Source organism: Streptomyces sp. PCS3-D2, from assembly GCF_000612545.2.
Classification (GTDB): Bacteria; Actinomycetota; Actinomycetes; order Streptomycetales; family Streptomycetaceae; genus Streptomyces.
This window is the reverse complement of record NZ_CP097800.1, coordinates 7,274,558-7,290,348: the sequence shown is the minus strand read 5'-3', so window position 1 is coordinate 7,290,348 and position 15,791 is coordinate 7,274,558. Positions and strand designations below refer to the sequence as shown.

At 72.9% G+C, this 15,791-nt stretch carries 14 protein-coding genes; 9 read left to right on the top strand and 5 right to left on the bottom strand.

What is annotated here, in order from left to right; genetic code table 11:
* Nucleotides 1-14: 14 nt before the first annotated feature.
* Together AW27_RS32645 and AW27_RS32640 are read right to left on the bottom strand one after the other, a co-directional pair.
* Nucleotides 15-536: a DUF427 domain-containing protein gene (locus AW27_RS32645; protein ID WP_037922447.1), complete on the bottom strand. Its 522-nt coding sequence runs from the start codon at nucleotides 534-536 to the stop codon at nucleotides 15-17.
* 12 nt (nucleotides 537-548) lie between these two features.
* The gene (locus AW27_RS32640) at nucleotides 549-917 is read right to left on the bottom strand and encodes a UBP-type zinc finger domain-containing protein (protein WP_078556522.1); all 369 of its coding nucleotides are present in this window, start codon (nucleotides 915-917) and stop codon (nucleotides 549-551) included.
* Between the two features lie 179 nt (nucleotides 918-1,096).
* Between AW27_RS32640 and AW27_RS32635 the strand changes: the two genes are divergently transcribed.
* From AW27_RS32635 to AW27_RS32620, 4 genes are all read left to right on the top strand, one after another.
* The gene (locus tag AW27_RS32635) at nucleotides 1,097-2,602 is read left to right on the top strand and encodes a cryptochrome/photolyase family protein (RefSeq protein WP_037922445.1); all 1,506 of its coding nucleotides are present in this window, start codon (nucleotides 1,097-1,099) and stop codon (nucleotides 2,600-2,602) included.
* Nucleotides 2,603-2,840: 238 nt separating this feature from the next.
* A complete protein-coding gene (locus AW27_RS32630; protein ID WP_037922443.1) occupies nucleotides 2,841-4,571 on the top strand; it encodes a glycosyltransferase family 2 protein in 1,731 nt (576 codons plus the stop codon).
* 14 nt (nucleotides 4,572-4,585) lie between these two features.
* Nucleotides 4,586-7,612, top strand: coding sequence for an acyltransferase family protein (locus AW27_RS32625; RefSeq protein ID WP_078556520.1), 3,027 nt, complete (start codon nucleotides 4,586-4,588; stop codon nucleotides 7,610-7,612).
* Nucleotides 7,613-7,773: 161 nt separating this feature from the next.
* Nucleotides 7,774-8,454 (top strand): cysteine hydrolase family protein, encoded by a 681-nt coding sequence (locus AW27_RS32620; protein ID WP_037922441.1) that lies wholly within the window; start codon nucleotides 7,774-7,776, stop codon nucleotides 8,452-8,454.
* On the opposite strand, the gene AW27_RS32615 is transcribed toward AW27_RS32620, so the two are convergent.
* The gene (locus AW27_RS32615) at nucleotides 8,385-9,515 is read right to left on the bottom strand and encodes an alkene reductase (RefSeq protein WP_052030703.1); all 1,131 of its coding nucleotides are present in this window, start codon (nucleotides 9,513-9,515) and stop codon (nucleotides 8,385-8,387) included. The two genes, AW27_RS32620 and AW27_RS32615, sit on opposite strands and share 70 nt — an antisense overlap.
* A 177-nt stretch (nucleotides 9,516-9,692) precedes the next feature.
* Here AW27_RS32615 and AW27_RS32610 point away from each other — a divergent pair, with 177 nt between their 5' ends.
* From AW27_RS32610 to AW27_RS32595, 4 genes are all read left to right on the top strand, one after another.
* Entirely contained in the window at nucleotides 9,693-10,235 is a 543-nt protein-coding gene (locus AW27_RS32610; protein ID WP_078556518.1) for a MarR family winged helix-turn-helix transcriptional regulator, read from the top strand.
* Between the two features lie 137 nt (nucleotides 10,236-10,372).
* Entirely contained in the window at nucleotides 10,373-11,050 is a 678-nt protein-coding gene (locus AW27_RS32605) for a M15 family metallopeptidase (protein ID WP_063890592.1), read from the top strand.
* Nucleotides 11,051-11,195: 145 nt separating this feature from the next.
* Nucleotides 11,196-12,491, top strand: coding sequence for an LCP family protein (locus AW27_RS32600; protein WP_236647658.1), 1,296 nt, complete (start codon nucleotides 11,196-11,198; stop codon nucleotides 12,489-12,491).
* A gap of 119 nt (nucleotides 12,492-12,610) precedes the next feature.
* The gene (locus AW27_RS32595; protein WP_037922438.1) at nucleotides 12,611-12,868 is read left to right on the top strand and encodes a hypothetical protein; all 258 of its coding nucleotides are present in this window, start codon (nucleotides 12,611-12,613) and stop codon (nucleotides 12,866-12,868) included.
* 21 nt (nucleotides 12,869-12,889) lie between these two features.
* Here AW27_RS32595 and AW27_RS32590 read toward each other — a convergent pair whose 3' ends face one another.
* Nucleotides 12,890-14,122, bottom strand: coding sequence for a cation:proton antiporter (locus tag AW27_RS32590; RefSeq protein WP_037922435.1), 1,233 nt, complete (start codon nucleotides 14,120-14,122; stop codon nucleotides 12,890-12,892).
* A gap of 4 nt (nucleotides 14,123-14,126) precedes the next feature.
* On the bottom strand, nucleotides 14,127-14,612 hold the full coding sequence (locus AW27_RS32585) for a cation:proton antiporter regulatory subunit (protein ID WP_199838191.1): 486 nt from the start codon (nucleotides 14,610-14,612) through the stop codon (nucleotides 14,127-14,129).
* Nucleotides 14,613-15,080: 468 nt separating this feature from the next.
* On the opposite strand from AW27_RS32585, the gene AW27_RS32580 reads away from it, so the two are divergent.
* Complete coding sequence (locus AW27_RS32580) at nucleotides 15,081-15,722, top strand: ScbR family autoregulator-binding transcription factor (protein WP_037922430.1); 642 nt, start codon at nucleotides 15,081-15,083, stop codon at nucleotides 15,720-15,722.
* Nucleotides 15,723-15,791: the final 69 nt, after the last annotated feature.

Genomic DNA, 15,791 nt, shown 5'->3' with positions numbered 1-15,791 from the left:
CACCTCAGGGCCCTTCACCAGCCCCAGCTCCCGGGCACGCCCTTGAAGGGGCCCCTGATCTCGTCCGTGATCCACCCGCCGTAGAAGCCGCCCTGCTGGGCCCGGACCCGCTCTCCGTCCACGGTGCACGCCTCGACCCGGTCGGCGTGGAAGGCGAGGTGGCCGGCGATCGGCGCGTACCGCGGGAGCGGTGCTTCGTAACTCCACGCGATGTCGGGCACGGTCCCGCGTCCGGGCTCCCGGTCGGGCTCCCGGGCGAGTTCGGGGCCGAGCCCGAAGTAGGTGGCGGCGCCCTTCCACTCGCACACGCTCAGGTGCTCCGTGGCCCGGAGGAGGTCCATGCGCACATCGGCCCGCGGGATGTAGAACACCGGCGGGTGGCTGGTCTCCAGGACGCGGAGACAGCGCCGGGAGTCGGCCAGCGCGACGCCGGCGTGCCGCACCACCACGTGCCGTGTGTCGGGCTCGATCCGGGGCGGACGCGGGTAGTCCCACACCGATTCCGTCCCGGCCCGGTCCGCGCCGTTCGTTCCCATGAGGATCTCCCGTCAGTGCCGCGGTCCGCCGGCCGGCGGGCCTGCCGTGTTCCGCCCGGTCCGGATGAGGAAGACCTCGTCGGTGAAGCACCAGGCCCATTCCTCGTCGGGTGCCAGCGACACGGCCACGGGGTGCCCGCTCTCCTCGTGGTGCCCGTAGGAGTGGCGGCCCGCCGAGCTATCGCAGCACCCTGTGTACCCGCAGGTCACGCACTGCCTCAGTCTCACCCAGGGCTGCCCGCGCGGCAGGCATCCCTGGCATCCGGCGGACGGTGCGTCCGAGACCGGGCGCACGTCGTCCAGCAGGTCGCGATGGGCACAGACCCGACCCTGCGGACGCCCCGCGTCGGGCGCGACCTCCCACTGCTCGGTTCCCTGCATCGAGCCTCCGCTCCGCGACCGGACCGCGTCCGCTGCTCGCGGACACCCCTGCGCCCCCTCTTCGGGCGGAACGGGAGGAACGGATGCGCCGCGCCCCACCACCCGAAAGGTGCGTCCGACGGGCCCGTCGTCGGGGAAAGGGCAGGAAGGACGCGAACCACCTGGGGAAAGGCGGCGACATGACCGGCGCACACTGGATCTTCGGCGATCAGCTGGGGCCCGCCTTCACCGCCGCGGGGGACGGCGGGATCCCTCGCGACGCCCCCGTGCTGATGATCGAATCGCAGGCGGTGTTCCGGCGGCGCCGGTTCCACCGGGCGAAGGCGCACCTGCTGCTCTCGGCGATGCGTCACCGTGCCGCCGAGTTGGGGGACCGGGTCGTCTACGTCAAGGCCGACACCTACCGAGAGGGCCTGCGCCAGGCCGTCGGCCGCTCTCCCGTGACGGTGTACCACCCGACCTCCCGGGCCGCCGCGGGCCTGGTGCACTCCCTGGGCCACGTGACCGTGCTGCCCGCACGGGGCTTCCTGGTGGGCCGGGACGATTTCGAGGCGTGGGCGGCCGGCCACACCGGCGGCGGGCTCCGACTGGAGAACTTCTACCGCCACGTGCGCCGCGAGCACGACCTGCTCATGGACGGGGGCGAGCCGGCCGGCGGGCGGTGGAACCTCGACCACGACAACCGGGAACCGCCGCCGCGGGGAGCGCGGACCCTCGGTGCGCCCGCCCCCTACCGGCCCCGTGAGGACGACATCGACGCCGGTGTCCGGGAGGACCTCGACCGGTGGGAGCGGGACGGCGAGGTCTCGTTCGTCGGCCGGGACGGGCCTCGGCTCTTCCCGGCCGACCGGCGCGAGGCGCTGACGGCGCTGCGGCGTTTCATCGACCACCGGCTGGCCGGCTTCGGCGCCCACGAGGACGTGATGCTGGCCGCCGACCCGGTGCTGAGCCACAGCCTGCTGTCCTCCTCCCTCAACCTGGGCCTGCTGGATCCCGCGGAGTGCGTGGAGCGCGCCGAGGCCGCCTGGCGGTCGGGCTCCGCGCCCCTGAACTCCGTCGAGGGTTTCGTCCGGCAGATCGCCGGGTGGCGGGAGTACGTCTGGCACCTCTACTGGCACTTCGGCGAGGGCTACCGTTCGTCCAACGTCCTGGGGCACACCGCCCCGCTGCCCGAGTGGTGGCTCTCGCTCGACGCGGACGCCGTGACCGCACGCTGCCTGTCGACCGTGCTGCGCCAGGTCAGGGACACCGGGTGGACCCATCACATTCCGCGGCTGATGGTGCTGGGCGGATACGCGCTCCAGCGGGGCTGGGACCCGGCCGCGCTCACCGACTGGTTCCACCGCTCGTTCGTCGACGGCTACGACTGGGTCATGCTGGCGAACGTGGTCGGCATGTCGCAGTACGCGGACGGGGGCCGGATGACGACGAAGCCCTACACGTCGGGCGGCGCCTACATCGACCGGATGAGCGACCTGTGCGGGCCGTGCCGCTACCGACCCGGCTCCCGCAGCGGCGAGGACGCCTGCCCCTACACCGCCGGGTACTGGTCCTTCCTCCACCGGCACCGGGCCCTGCTGAGCCGGGGTGCCCGCACCGCAGGACCGGTACGGGGACTCGACCGGCTGAGCGACCTACCGGAGCTGCTCCGACAGGAACGCGACCGGGGTGACACCGCGCCGTGAGGTTTCCTCGTCACGGACGAACCGGAGTTCCAGGACTGTTCACCCCCTCGTGACCTGGGACTTCCCGAAGCGGCCCAGAGCGACCAGTCAAATGATCATCAAGAGGTCTGGACCATTCGAGACGCGCCAATCCTGTGGCTCATTACGCCCGCCATCCCGGATCCGGGCAAGTGGTCTATACCTTTAACACTAGGCTGGGTCACCGCAAACGGGTACGCGCACAGCCGTGGGGGGCTTTGTGACTGTCCATCACCTTCCGCGACCACCGTCCGACGAGGAGCTCTACTGGTACTTCGGGCCGCAGCGCCGCTGGGTCCTGATCGCCACCTCGCTCGCCTTCGTGTTCACGGCAGCGACCATGTTCACCTTCGCCCTGCGAACGCCCGCCCTCTGGGCGTTCCTCGCCGTCCTCGCCCTCAACCTCGCGGCACTGACGCTCTCCTGCGTCAACAGCCTGCGCCAGCGGCGGCTCACCCGGCCGTCCCACGAGGTGCTCGTCCGCGCCTGGCGGCCGGCCGTCCTGCCCGGCGTCGACCTGTATCTGCCGACCTGCGGGGAACCGCTGCCCGTCCTGGACAACGCCTACCGCGCGGTGGCGGGGGTCGACTGGCCCGCCGACGCACTGACGGTGTGGGTCCTGGACGACGCCGACCGTCCCGAAGTGGCCGCGCTGGCCGCCTCGTACGGCTACGAGTACGTCGTACGGCCCGACCGGGGGCACCTGAAGAAGGCCGGGAACCTCAACCACGCGCTCACCCTGGGCACCGCCGAGTTCGTCGCCATCCTCGACGCGGACTTCGCACCCCGGCCGGACTTCCTGCGCCATCTCGTCCCGTACCTGTCCGACCCCGCCGTCGGTATCGTCCAGAGCCCGCAGTGCTTCGACACCGACGGGTCCATGAGCTGGATCCAGCGCGCCGCGGGCTCCGCCCAGGAGTGGTTCTTCCGCTGGATCCAGCCGTCCCGGGACGCCAGCGACGCCGCCATCTGCTGCGGCAGCAACGCCGTCTACCGGCGCTCCGCCATCGACCTGGCCGGCGGCTTCGCCCGGCTCGACCACAGCGAGGACCTGTACACCGGACTCGCCCTGCACGAAAAGGGTTTCCGCACCCTCTACGTACCGGTGCTGGTCGCCAAGGGCACCTCGCCCGACCGGGTCACCTCCTTCGTCAACCAGCAGTACCGGTGGGCCATGGGCAACCTCCACCTGCTCGGCACCCCCGTACTGCGCCGGATGCGGGCTCCCTGGCGCATGCGACTGTGCTTCTACGAGGGGATCATCGGCTACCTGACGACGGCCGTGAACACCTTCGCCGCGCCTCTGCCGCCCCTGGTGATGCTGTTCTGGTACCCGGACCACATCCGGCCCTGGCACGTGCTGCCGCTGCTCGCCCCGCTGTGGCTGTGGCACGTGCTGCTGCCCCGGGTAAGCCGGACCCGCTGGCGGGTCGAGGTGATCCGGGCGAACGTCCTGACGAGCGTCGCCGCCGCGACCGCGTTCCTGCACACGCTGCGCGGCCGCACCGCCGCCTGGGTACCCACCGGCGCCCGGGGGGCGGCCTCCCGGGGCGGGATGGCCCGCCGGGTGGTGGCCGTGTCGCTGGCGTGGCTCGTGCTCTCGTGCGGAGCGGCGGCCGCCGGGCTCGCACGGGCGGTGGCCCGCAACGGCTGGGAGCCCAACTGGGGGCTGCTCCTCTACCTCCTGGTGCAGCTCCAGATCAACGCCCCGCTGATCCGAGACCTCGCAGCCGAGCTCAACCCCGCCCGCGCGAGCGGGACTTCGCTGCGCGCCCTCGTCGGCGCCCGGGTCCACGCCGGGTTGCGCGCCGGGTTCCGCGCCCGCCCGGGCTCCCCGTCCCAGATGCTGCCCCGCCGCTGGCCCGAGACCGTCGCCGCGTCCGCGGTCCTCCTGCTCACCGGCCTGCTGGCGTCGGGGTGGGTCGACCCGATGCTTCCCTGGCTGAGCTGAAAGGCGCCGTCACCATGTCCTTCCTCCTCTCCCCCGGCCGTAGCCGGCACCGGGGACGCGCCGACGCTCCGGCCGGCCCGCTGCCGACGGGCTCCCGCCCCGGCGCCGAGTCCGGTCCCAGCCCCCACCGGTCCGCCTTCCGGCCCGACATCGAGGGCCTGCGCGCCGTCGCCGTCCTCGCCGTCCTCGCCTTCCACGCCGACATCCCCTGGGCGACCGGCGGCTTCGTGGGCGTGGACGTCTTCTTCGTCATATCCGGCTACCTGATCACCGGTCTGCTGGTCCGCGAGGCCGTCACCACGGGCCGGATCCGGCTCGGGGACTTCTTCTCCCGGCGCGCCCGACGGCTCCTTCCCGCGGCCGCCGTGGTGCTGGCCGCGGTGGCGCTGGCCGGGGCCTGGCTGACCGTACCGCTGCGCCGCACCGATGTGGAGTACGACGTCGTCGCGGCGGCACTGTCCGTCGCCAACTGGCGCTTCACGGCGCAGCGAACGGACTATCTCGCCGCCGGACACGACCAGAGTCCGCTGCTGCACTTCTGGTCCCTCGCCGTCGAGGAGCAGTTCTACCTGTTCTGGGCCCCGCTGCTGGCCGTACTGGCGCTCGGCGCCGCCCGGGCGGTCCGCCGGGGCCGCGCCGTGCGCTCCGCGGTAGTCCTGATCGCCGCCCCGCTGACCCTCGCGTCCTTCGTGCTCTCGCTGTACTGGACGGGGCACTCGGCCTCCCTCGCCTACCTGGGCACGCCCGCACGCGTCTGGCAGTTCGGCGTGGGCGCACTGCTCGCCCTGCTGCCCTGGCACCTGATGCGGGGGCCCCGGCCGCTGCGGCTGGTGTGCGGTTGGGCCGGAGCCGCGGCGATCGGGTGGTGCGTCGTGGCGTACGACGCCGCCACCCCCTACCCGGGCTGGGCGGCGCTCGTGCCGTCCCTGGCCACCGCGGCGGTGATCCTCGCGGCGGTGCCGGGACGCGGCGAGCGCTACGCTCCGGGTGCCGGTGACGTCGGACGGCTCCTCGCCGGGCGGGCGCCCCGGGCCCTCGGGCGGCTCTCCTACACCCTGTACCTGTGGCACTGGCCGGTGCTCGTGCTCGCCGAGGCCCGGACCGGTCCGCTCGGCTGGCCCGCGAAGACCGCACTGACACTGGCGGCGGTCTTGCCCGCCCTGGGCACGATGCGGTGGGTCGAGCAGCCGCTGCGGCGCAGCCGTACCGTCTCCGAACTCCCCCGCCGGGGGCTGTCGGTGGGTGTCTCGGCCATCGTGCTGCCGGTCGTGCTCGCGCTGGTGATGGGCACCACGACCCTGAACCTGCTGGGTCCCGCCGCCCCGGTCGATCCGAAGGGCCTGCCTCCGGGCGCCGCCTCGGGTCCCGCCCTGCTGGCCCGGAGCGCGGGGACGCCGCTCGTGGACGGCCCGGTGGTGCCCAGCCCCGTCCAGGCGCGGGCCGACTTTCCCCCGGACGGGCCCTGCGAGGTCGCACCGGCCGAGACGCGCAGCCCGGACTGCCTGTTCGGCGCGGTGGACAGCCCCGACCGGATCGTCCTGCTCGGCGACTCGCACGCCGGGCAGTGGTTCTCGCCGGTACTGGCGCTGGCCGCCTCTCGGGGCTGGGCGCTACAGGAATTCGTCAAGCAGGGCTGCCCGCTGCCGGACCTGACGGTGGACAGCCCGCAACTGGGCCGGGTCTACCGGGAGTGCGACACCTGGCGGGCGGACACCCTGGAGCGGCTGGGGAAGCAGCGCAGGCCCCGCCTCGTCGTGGTCTCCTCGCTCAACCGGTACACGGCGGACGAAGAGCTCCTGGCCGAGGCCTGGAGCAGGACCCTGGCACCGCTGCGGGCCCTGGGCGTGCCGATCGTCTACATCGAGGACACCCCCGTCCCGGGTACGGACGTCCCGGCGTGCGTATCGGGCCACCCCGACTCCCCCGCCGCGTGCGCCTTCGGGCGTACCGGCGCCCTGCGGCCCGACCCCCTGGCGCGGCTGATCGCGTCCGGTGCGCTGCCGGGCGTGCGGAGCGTCGGTGTCAACGAGGTGCTGTGCCCGGGTGAGGGCCCGACCTGCCCGGCGGTACTCGACCGGATCCTGCTCTACCGGGACGACGCGCACCTGACCAATGCGGCGGCGGTCGTCCTGACGAACCGACTGGAGCGGCTGCTCACCGAGACCGGGGCACTGCCCGCGGCGGGCCCGGCCGGAGCGGCGGGCGCGGAAGAGGGCGCGGACGGCTGGACGCGGCTCCTGCGGGACGACTTCGACGGACCGGCGGGCAGCCCGCCGTCGGCCGCCGACTGGATCCACGACGTGGGCACCTGCTATCCCGGCTGCCCGGCGCCGCAGTGGGGCACCGGCGAGGTGGAGACCATGACGAACTCGACCGACAACGTCCGGCTCGACGGGAAGGGCGTGCTCGAAATCGTCCCCACCCGCGAGGCCGGCGCGTGGAGGTCGGGGCGCATCGAGACACGGCGCTCCGACTTCGCTCCCCCGCCCGGCGGGGTGCTGCGGATCGAGGCGTCGATCGCCCTGCCGGACGTGACCGGGCCCGGGGCGGCCGGCTACTGGCCGGCCTTCTGGACCCTGGGCGCACCGCTGCGTGACGGCTACACCGGGTGGCCGGGCGTGGGGGAGATCGACGTCATGGAGTCCGTGAACGGGCGTGACACCGTCTTCGGCTCCCTGCACTGCGGAGTCGTGGAGGGCGGACCGTGCCAGGAGCCGGTGGGCCTGACCTCGGGTCCCCAGCCGTGCCCGGACTGCCGGACGGCGTTTCACTCGTATGCCGTGGAGGTGGACCTCGCCCCGGGGGCGCAGGAGGTGCGCTGGTATCGGGACGGCCGGGTGTACCACCGGGTGACGGCCGACCGGATGGACTCCGCCACGTGGCAGCGGGCCGTGGACCACGGGCTGTTCCTGATCCTCAACGTGGCGTTCGGCGGAAAGCTGCCGCACGCCGACGGTGCGGACGTGGGGCCGGACACTCAGCCGGGTCATCCGATGCGGGTGGACCACGTGACCGTCTCCGTACGCGAGCGGCGCGGTTGAGCGGGCACCGGCGCTGCGGGCGCGCCCTGGGCGCGGAGCACCCGCCTTCCGAAGGGGGGCGCCGCGGAGGCCGGCACTGCGGCCGACGCGCGCAGGGGCTTGCCCGTGGTGGCGGCGGGGCAGTCTCCCGCCGTCACAGGCGGGCAGGCGGCAGGAGACCCATGCGGACCGATTCCACGCTCCACGACTGGCGGATCGAACCCCGGGAGTACGCCCGGCAGGAAGCCCGACGGGGCAGGAGGCACGCGTACGAGAGCGTCGATCCGGCCTGCACCGCCCTGGTCGTGATCGACATGGTGCCCTTCTTCGCCGGAGCCAATCCTTACGCCCGGGGGATCGTGCCGCACATCAACCGGATCGCCGCGGCGCTGCGTACGGCCGGGGGTCTGGTGGCCTGGGTCGTGCCGGCGAACGAAGCGCCGCTCGGGGGTGTGAGCGGCGAGTTCTACGGACCGGTGGCCGGCGAACGGTTCGCGGCCACCGGTGGGGAGGGCCCGCCGCGCTCGCGCCTGTGGCCCTCCCTCGATGTCCGGGCGCAGGATCCGGTGGTGGAGAAGAACGCCTACAGCGCCTTCTTTCCCGGCCGTTGCCCGCTCCCGGAACTGCTGGCGGAGCGCGGCGTGGACACCGTCCTGATCACGGGCACGCTCACGAACGTCTGCTGCGAGTCCTCGGCCCGGGACGCGGCCACGACGGGCCTGCGCGTGGTGATGGTCGCCGACGCCAACGCGGCCCGGCGCGATCAGGACCACAACGCCGCCCTGCACACGGTCTACCGGTCGTTCGGTGACGTGCGGAGCACGGCCGAGGTGCTGGGACTGATCGGTGCGGGGGCGCCCTGAAGGGTCGGGTAGTCGGTGTACCCGCGGGCGTCGCCGCCGAAGAAGGTGGCGGTGTCAGGGGTGTTGTACGGACCCTCGGTGCGCAGGCGGGCCGGCAGGTCGGGATTGGCCAGGAAGAGGGCGCCGAAGGCGACGACGTCGGCGGTGCCGTCCTCGATCAGTGCGAGGGCCCGGTGATCGGTGGGGCCCTCCGTTGCCGGGTTCAGCACGAGGAGGCCGGAGAACTGCTTGCGCAGCGCGAGGGTGGTCTCCCGGGCCTCGGGGCCGAACTCCAGCACGTGGAGGTAGGCCAGTCCCAGCCCGTCGATCTCGTTGACCAGCGCCTCGTAGACGGGCCGCGGGTCGGGCTCGGACATGTCGTTGTACGGGTTCCCCGGCGAGATGCGCAGGGCCGTGCGCTCGGCGCCGATCGCGGTGGCAACGGCCTGGACGACCTCGACCGCGAAGCGGATACGGTTCTCGGCCGGGCCACCCCACTCGTCGGTGCGGAGGTTCGATCCGGGGGCCAGGAACTGGTGGATCAGGTAGCCGTTCGCCCCGTGCAGTTCCACGCCGTCGAAGCCCGCCTCGATGGCATTGCGGGCCGCCTCGGCGTAGTCGGCGATGGTCGCCCGCACCTCCTCGCCGGTCAGCTCGTGCGGGGTGACGAAGTCCTTCATGCCCTCGCCCGTGAACAGCTGACCGGCGGGGGTGACGGCGGACGGGGCCACGGGCACCAGTCCGTCGGGCAGCAGCGACGGGTGGCCGATGCGGCCGGAGTGCATCAGCTGGGCGAAGATCCGCCCGCCGGCCGCGTGCACGGAGTCGGTCACCGCGCGCCAGGACTCGACCTGCTCGGTGCTGTGGAGGCCGGGAGTGAAGGGGTAGCCCTGTCCGACGACGGAGGGCTGGACGCCCTCGCTGATGATCAGGCCGGCCGAGGCGCGCTGGGTGTAGTACTCGGCGACGAGCGGGGTGGCCACACCGCCCTCGCCTGCGCGGCTGCGGGTCATCGGGGCCAGGGCGATCCGGTTGGAGAGGGTGCTGCCGGCCATGCGGACCGGGTCGAAAGCGCTGGTCATTTTCGCCTCACAAGGATAATTGGTCGGCCAAGTAATGGCTTCGAGGTGCAGCGTACCTCATTACTTGGCCGGCCAAGGTAAAATCGGTGCGGCAGGTAGGATCGACGCACCGGAGGACGGTCCGGGCGGCGCCCCACCATCGGGACCCCGACGCACACGACGCAGGAGGAACGTTCCATGACCCCGGAAGCCGCCCCGGAAACGCCCGCGCCCGCGCAGTGCGCGGCAGTGCCGGGCGCCGTGCTGGACGGCCCGGTCAGTCACGCGATCAGCCGGGTGGCTCGACTCCACCGGATCGCCGCGGGCCGACTACTGCGGGACCTGGGACTGCATCCGGGCCAGGAGTTCCTGATGATGCACTTGTGGGACAACGGGGCCGTGCGCCAGTCGGAGCTGATCAAGGCGGTCGGGCTCGACCCGTCCACGGTGACCAAGATGCTCCAGCGCCTCGAACAGTCCGGCCATGTACGGCGCCGCCCCGACCCGGCCGACCGGCGCGCCTCCCTGGTCGAGGCGACGGAGGCGAGCTGCGGGCTCCTCGCCGAGGTGAGCCGCGCGTGGGGCGAGCTGGAGCGCCAGACCCTGGACGGTCTGGACGGTGCCGAGCGCACCGAGCTGGGCCGCCTGCTGGGCAAGGTGGAGGCTTCCTTGTGCGGGGCGGCCGCCCGGGGCGCCGACGCCGGATGCGCGAGCACGGGCGAGGGGCCGATCGGCTGCTGAGCGCCGGCCCCCCGACCCGCCCGCCGAGGGCCGGGCGCTGCCGCCCTCCTGTTTCCCGCTTCCCACCTCCCACCTCCCACCTCCCACCGGGACGGTTCCGGCATGCCCGCCCGCGGCGCGCGTCGTAGCGTTGTCCCGTGCGCCACACCACAGCGGCCGCGGCCCTGACGGCCGCCCTGTGCGCGGCCGCACTGGCCTGCTCCACGCAGGCCGCCCCGCCGGTCCTGCCCACCGGACCGCCCGTCCCTCCCGCCCGATTCGCCTCGCGCGTCACCGCCGTACCGCAGGCGAAACTGGGCGCTTCCCACCGGGCAGGCTGCCCGGTCCCGCCGGAGCGGCTCCGCCTGATCCGGATGAACCACTGGGGCTTCGACGGCCGCGTCCACGCGGGTGAGATGGTCGCCCACGAGAACGCCGTCACCCCTCTCCTCCACGTCTTCGAGCGGGCCTTCGCAGCGCGCTTCCCGATCCGCCGGATGCGCGTGATGGCCGAGTACCGCAACGACGAGCAGGCCATGGCCGACGACAACACGTCGGGCTTCAACTGCCGCCCCGTCACCGGTGACCCCCGGCGCCTGTCACGGCACGCCTGGGGCGACGCCGTCGACATCAACCCCGCCGAGAATCCGTACGTCGACGTCAACGGGACCGTCCATCCGCCCCGTGCACGCCCCCACCTGCAGCGGTCACCGGCCCGCGCGGGCCAGATCCACCCGGACGACGCCGTCTCCGCGGCTTTCCGCGAGGCGGGTTGGCAGTGGGGCGGCCGCTGGGCCAATCCGGACTACCAGCACTTCTCCGCCAACGGCGGGTAGCCCCCGAGCGCCGGACCGCCGCGCGGGTGACTCCGGCGTGTGCGCGACGACTCCTCCCCCGGCGCCCCCTAAAGTCGCCAATCGATACGATTTCGTCCTTTTTGGGGGATTTGCATTGCGTCGACTCGCCGTTGCTCTCGCTTGCGTGACCGCCCTTTCCTGCGGCTCCCTCGTGAGCCCGCAGGCCGTATCGGCCCACACCGCGGCGGACGGCGGCCGGGGCACGAACATCCTGATCGTGGGCGTCGACAGTCGCGCGGGGCTCTCCCGGGCCGAGAAGAACCGGCTCCACGTGGGCGGCAAAGGGTGCAACTGCACCGACGTCATGATGCTGGTGCACCTGTCCGAGGACCGGCACCGTGCGAGCGTCGTCTCCATCCCGCGCGACTCCTACGTCGAGTACGCCGGCACCGCCGTGCCTCCGCGCAAGGGAAAGATCAACGGCGCGTTCGCCCTCGGCGGCGGCCCGCTCGCGGTCGCCACCGTCGAGAAGGCCACCGGGCTCCGCGTCGACCACTACCTGGAGACCGGCTTCGCAGGCTTCGAGCGGACCGTCGACAACCTCGGCGGCGCCACCGTGTGCACCGACAGGCCGCTCAAGGACGAGAACTCCGGCCTGGACATCGGAGCCGGACGCCACCACGCCGACGGCAACCAGGCCCTGCGCTACGCCCGGGCCCGGCACGTCAACCTCCGGCCGGGCGACCTGGGCCGTGTCCGGCGCCAGCAGCGCCTGGTCAACGACCTGCTGGCCCGGCTCACCCTGGAGGGCGCGCTGGCCGACCCCGCACGCACGGCGCGGACCGTACACACCCTGCTGAAGACCGTGCGCACCGATACCCGTACGGGCCCGGGAGACCTGATCCGCATCGGCTGGGCGCTCGGCCGCCTGCGGGCGGACCGGACCGAGTTCGCCACCGTCCCGATCCGGCTCTTCGACCACCGCGTGCCCGGCGTGGGGTCCACCCTCGTGTGGGACGAGACGCGGGCCGCCGCGTTGTGGGAGGCCCTGGGCGCGGACCGTCCGATCACCGGCGACACCCGGATCCAGCCCGTCGCCGAGAACCCGGCGCCCACGAACCCCGCGGCCGTCTCGGTCCGGGTGGACGACGCCACCGTGGCCGCGGCCCTGCGCCGCAATGGTTTCGCCGTCACCGACACGTCCGCGTCCGCGCCCCCGGTCCGCCCGGCGGGGCCGCCCGTCATCCGGTACGCCCCGGGCCAGGAGGAGCACGCGGCGACCCTTGCGGCGGCGCTGCCCGGCTCCCGGACGGAGGCGGTGCCCGGACACGACGCGCACTTCGACGTCGCCGTCGGAGCGGAGCCGGCGCTGGTCAGGACCGTCACCTACGACCGCAACATCGCCGACGGCGCCCCCGTGACCGGCGACCGCCTACGCTGCGCCGAGGCACCCGGAGCGGCGCCCGCGGGCCGGTCGTGAGACGGGCCTCCGGCGCCGGCAGCGCCCCCGACCCCGGCGGGTCGAGCGGACCACGGCACTGAGCGTGGGCGACGCCCTCCGGCCCGCGGAGGCGCGCCCGGGCACGAGAGGAGCGGCGCATGCACCACGAGGACGGGACCCGCACGCCGCGGTCTGCCACCGGGCACGGCCGTCCGCGCTGCGGGCGCGGCCCTGCCAGGGACCGGTCCGGCCGACACGGGGCCGTGCCGGCGCTCGCCCTGACCGCCGCCCTCGCCTCGGCCGTCGCCGGCGCCGTCCTGCCTCACGGACTACTCCTCGCGGCCGGGCTGATCGCGGCGGCGGTGACGGTCATCCGCTCCGACACGAACCGGCGGAAGCGTGAACGGCTGCCGTGAGGCGGCGCGCCCCGCCCGGTCTCAGCGGTCCCGCGACACCGGTTCCGGCAGGGCCGAGGCAGTGTCCGGCACCGTGTCGGCGGACCGACCGGCCGTACGCCGGCGCGCGGCGAACCGGGCCGCGAGGGGCTGGGTGTACCGGGCGGTGAGCGGCCCCATGACGACAAGGATGAACACGTAGGCGGTGGCGAGCGGCCCCAGCGCCGGTTCGATGCCGGCGGTGACGGCGAGTCCTGCGATGACGATGGAGAACTCGCCCCGGGCCACGAGCGTGCCGCCCGCCCGCCAACGGCCCTTCACTCCGATACCGGCCCGCCTGGCCGCCCAGTAACCGGTGGCGATCTTCGTTCCGGCGGTGACGACGGCCAGCGCGAGCGCGGGCAGCAGCACCGGCGGGATGCTCGCCGGGTCGGTGTGCAGGCCGAAGAACACGAAGAACACGGCCGCGAACAGGTCCCTCAGCGGGCTGAGCAGCGTGTGGGTGCCCTCGGCGACCTCGCCCGACAGCGCGATGCCGACCAGGAACGCCCCGACGGCGGCGGATACCTGCAGCTGCTGGGCGATTCCCGCCACCAGCAGGGTCAGACCGAGGACCACGAGCAGCAGCTTCTCCGGATCGTCGCTGGAGACGAAGCGCGAGATGAGCCGGCCGTAGCGGACGGCGACGAACAGGACCGCGCCCGCGACACCGAGGGCTATGGCGAGGGTGAGGCTGCCCGCCGCCAGGCTCACTCCGGCGAGCAGGGCGGTGATGATCGGCAGGTAGACGGCCATGGCCAGGTCTTCGAGCACCAGGATGCTGAGGATGACCGGGGTCTCGCGGTTGCCGAGCCGGCCGAGGTCTCCCATGACCTTGGCGATGACTCCGGAGGACGAGATCCAGGTGACGCCGGCCAGGACGACGGCGGCAACCGGCCCCCAGCCCAACAGCAGGGCCGCGGCGGCACCGGGCAGCGCGTTGAGGGTGAAGTCGACGATCCCCGCCGGGTACTGGGTCTTGAGGTTGGAGACCAGGTCGCTCGCGGTGTACTCCAGACCCAGCATCAGCAGCAGGAGGATGACCCCGATCTCGGCGCCTATGGCGACGAACTCCTCGCTCGCGCCGAGCGGGAGGAGACCACCGGTGCCGAAGGCCAGCCCGGCGAGCAGGTACAGGGGTATGGGCGAGAACTTCAGGCGGCCCGCGACCCGGCCCAGCAGACCCAGTCCCAGGATGATCGCTCCGAATTCGATGAGGAAGACGGCGGAATGCACTCGATCACTCCCTGCCGAGAATCGCCGCGGCGGCGTCCACGCCCTCGCGGGTGCCGATCAGGATGAGCGTGTCTCCACCGGCCAGGCGGAAGTCCGGGGCCGGGGAGGGACGGGCCTCGGCCCGTCGCAGCACCGCCACGACCGACACTCCGGTCTCGGTGCGCATCCGGGTCTCGCCCAGCACACGGCCGTTCCAGTGCGAGTGCGCGGAGAGTTCGACGCGCTCGGCGACCAGGCCCAGGTCGGTGGTGTGCAGGAGGTTCGGACTGTGGTGCGCCGGCATCAGCGCGTCGATCAGCGAGGCTGTTTCCGGTCCCGTCAGGTGCAGCGACTCGGCACACGCGTCCGGATCGTCCGCACGGTACAGGCTGACCGTGCGCGTGCCGTCCCGGTGCGCGATGACCGACAGGTTGCGGTGTTCGCGGGTGGTGAGGTCGTACTGGACGCCGATGCCGGGCAGCGGCGTCGTACGCATCCGTGGAGCAGGCACAGCCCATCCCTCTCGTGTTGTGAGCGTTGTGACGGTGGTGCGGCACGCGGCGGACCCGGACTGACGGAACCGGCGCGGCGGGGTTCATGCTGCCACGTAGGCCGCGATCGCCATGACCGGAGTACGGACGTCGGAACGGCTCGGCAGGGACGCGACCGAGGGGCGGGACGGGACGAAGCCGCCGGGCCGGAGGGGGGTGTGGGCCCGTCGTCGTACCCGCGAACCCTCCCGGGGGGGCCCGGGCACCTCGTCCCACCCGGTCAACTCGCCTGACCACAGTCGCTGTTCGTGCTTCACGGCCCAAGGGTCGCCCGACGAGAGCAGCACAAGGAGCACCACAACAGACTGAACGTTTTCTCGCTTCTCACACAAACGTACTTGCCGACTGGTTTTCTTTCGGTTCACCCGATTACATTGACGGCACACCACAGCGGACACCCCACCGACAGCGACCGGGAGGACCACCACGTGGCGAGGGCCAGACAGGAACGGGCCGAAATCACCCGTCAGGCCATCCTCGACGGCGCGGCCATCGCGTTCGACGACTGCGGATTCGAGGGCACCAGCCTCAGCGACGTGGTCAGGCACGCCGGAGTCACCAAGGGTGCCCTCTACTTCCACTTCCCGTCCAAGCAGGCCCTCGCCCGCACGCTGATGGACGAGCAGTTCCGGGTCGCGGAGAACGTGCCGGCGATCGAGAACCCGGGACTGCAGACCATCATCGACCTGAGCCACCGGATGGCCCACGGACTGCGCACCGACGTCCGGGTCCGGGCCGGCATCCGTCTGGTCATCGAGGTCGGCTCCTTCACCAGCCCCGACCCGACGCCGTACGACGCCTGGATCGACACCTGCCGCACCTGCCTGACACCCGCCCAGCAGAACGGTGACATCCACCCCTCCCTGGACGTGGGCGCCCTCTCGGCCCTCCTCGTCGCCGCGTTCACGGGCATCCAGGTCACCTCGCACGTCCGCACCCGCCGCGAGGACCTCCACCACCGTGTCACCGATCTGTGGAACTTCCTGCTCCCCACCATCGTCCCCACGGACCGCATGGCCCGCTTCCACCCCACCGGCACACCGCACTCGCACGGCGCAGCCGTCAACTGACGACACACGCACGGACGCACGGACGCACGGACGCACGGACGCACGGACGCACGGACGCACGGACGCACG

Coding starts and splice junctions, on each gene's coding strand:
- AW27_RS32615 (WP_052030703.1), bottom strand. CDS start 9,515: ATGACCAGCGCTTTCGACCCGGTCCGCATGGCCGGCAGCACCCTCTCC.
- AW27_RS32625 (WP_078556520.1), top strand. CDS start 4,586: ATGTCCTTCCTCCTCTCCCCCGGCCGTAGCCGGCACCGGGGACGCGCC.
- AW27_RS32610 (WP_078556518.1), top strand. CDS start 9,693: ATGACCCCGGAAGCCGCCCCGGAAACGCCCGCGCCCGCGCAGTGCGCG.
- AW27_RS32620 (WP_037922441.1), top strand. CDS start 7,774: ATGCGGACCGATTCCACGCTCCACGACTGGCGGATCGAACCCCGGGAG.
- AW27_RS32595 (WP_037922438.1), top strand. CDS start 12,611: ATGCACCACGAGGACGGGACCCGCACGCCGCGGTCTGCCACCGGGCAC.
- AW27_RS32640 (WP_078556522.1), bottom strand. CDS start 917: ATGCAGGGAACCGAGCAGTGGGAGGTCGCGCCCGACGCGGGGCGTCCG.
- AW27_RS32635 (WP_037922445.1), top strand. CDS start 1,097: ATGACCGGCGCACACTGGATCTTCGGCGATCAGCTGGGGCCCGCCTTC.
- AW27_RS32645 (WP_037922447.1), bottom strand. CDS start 536: ATGGGAACGAACGGCGCGGACCGGGCCGGGACGGAATCGGTGTGGGAC.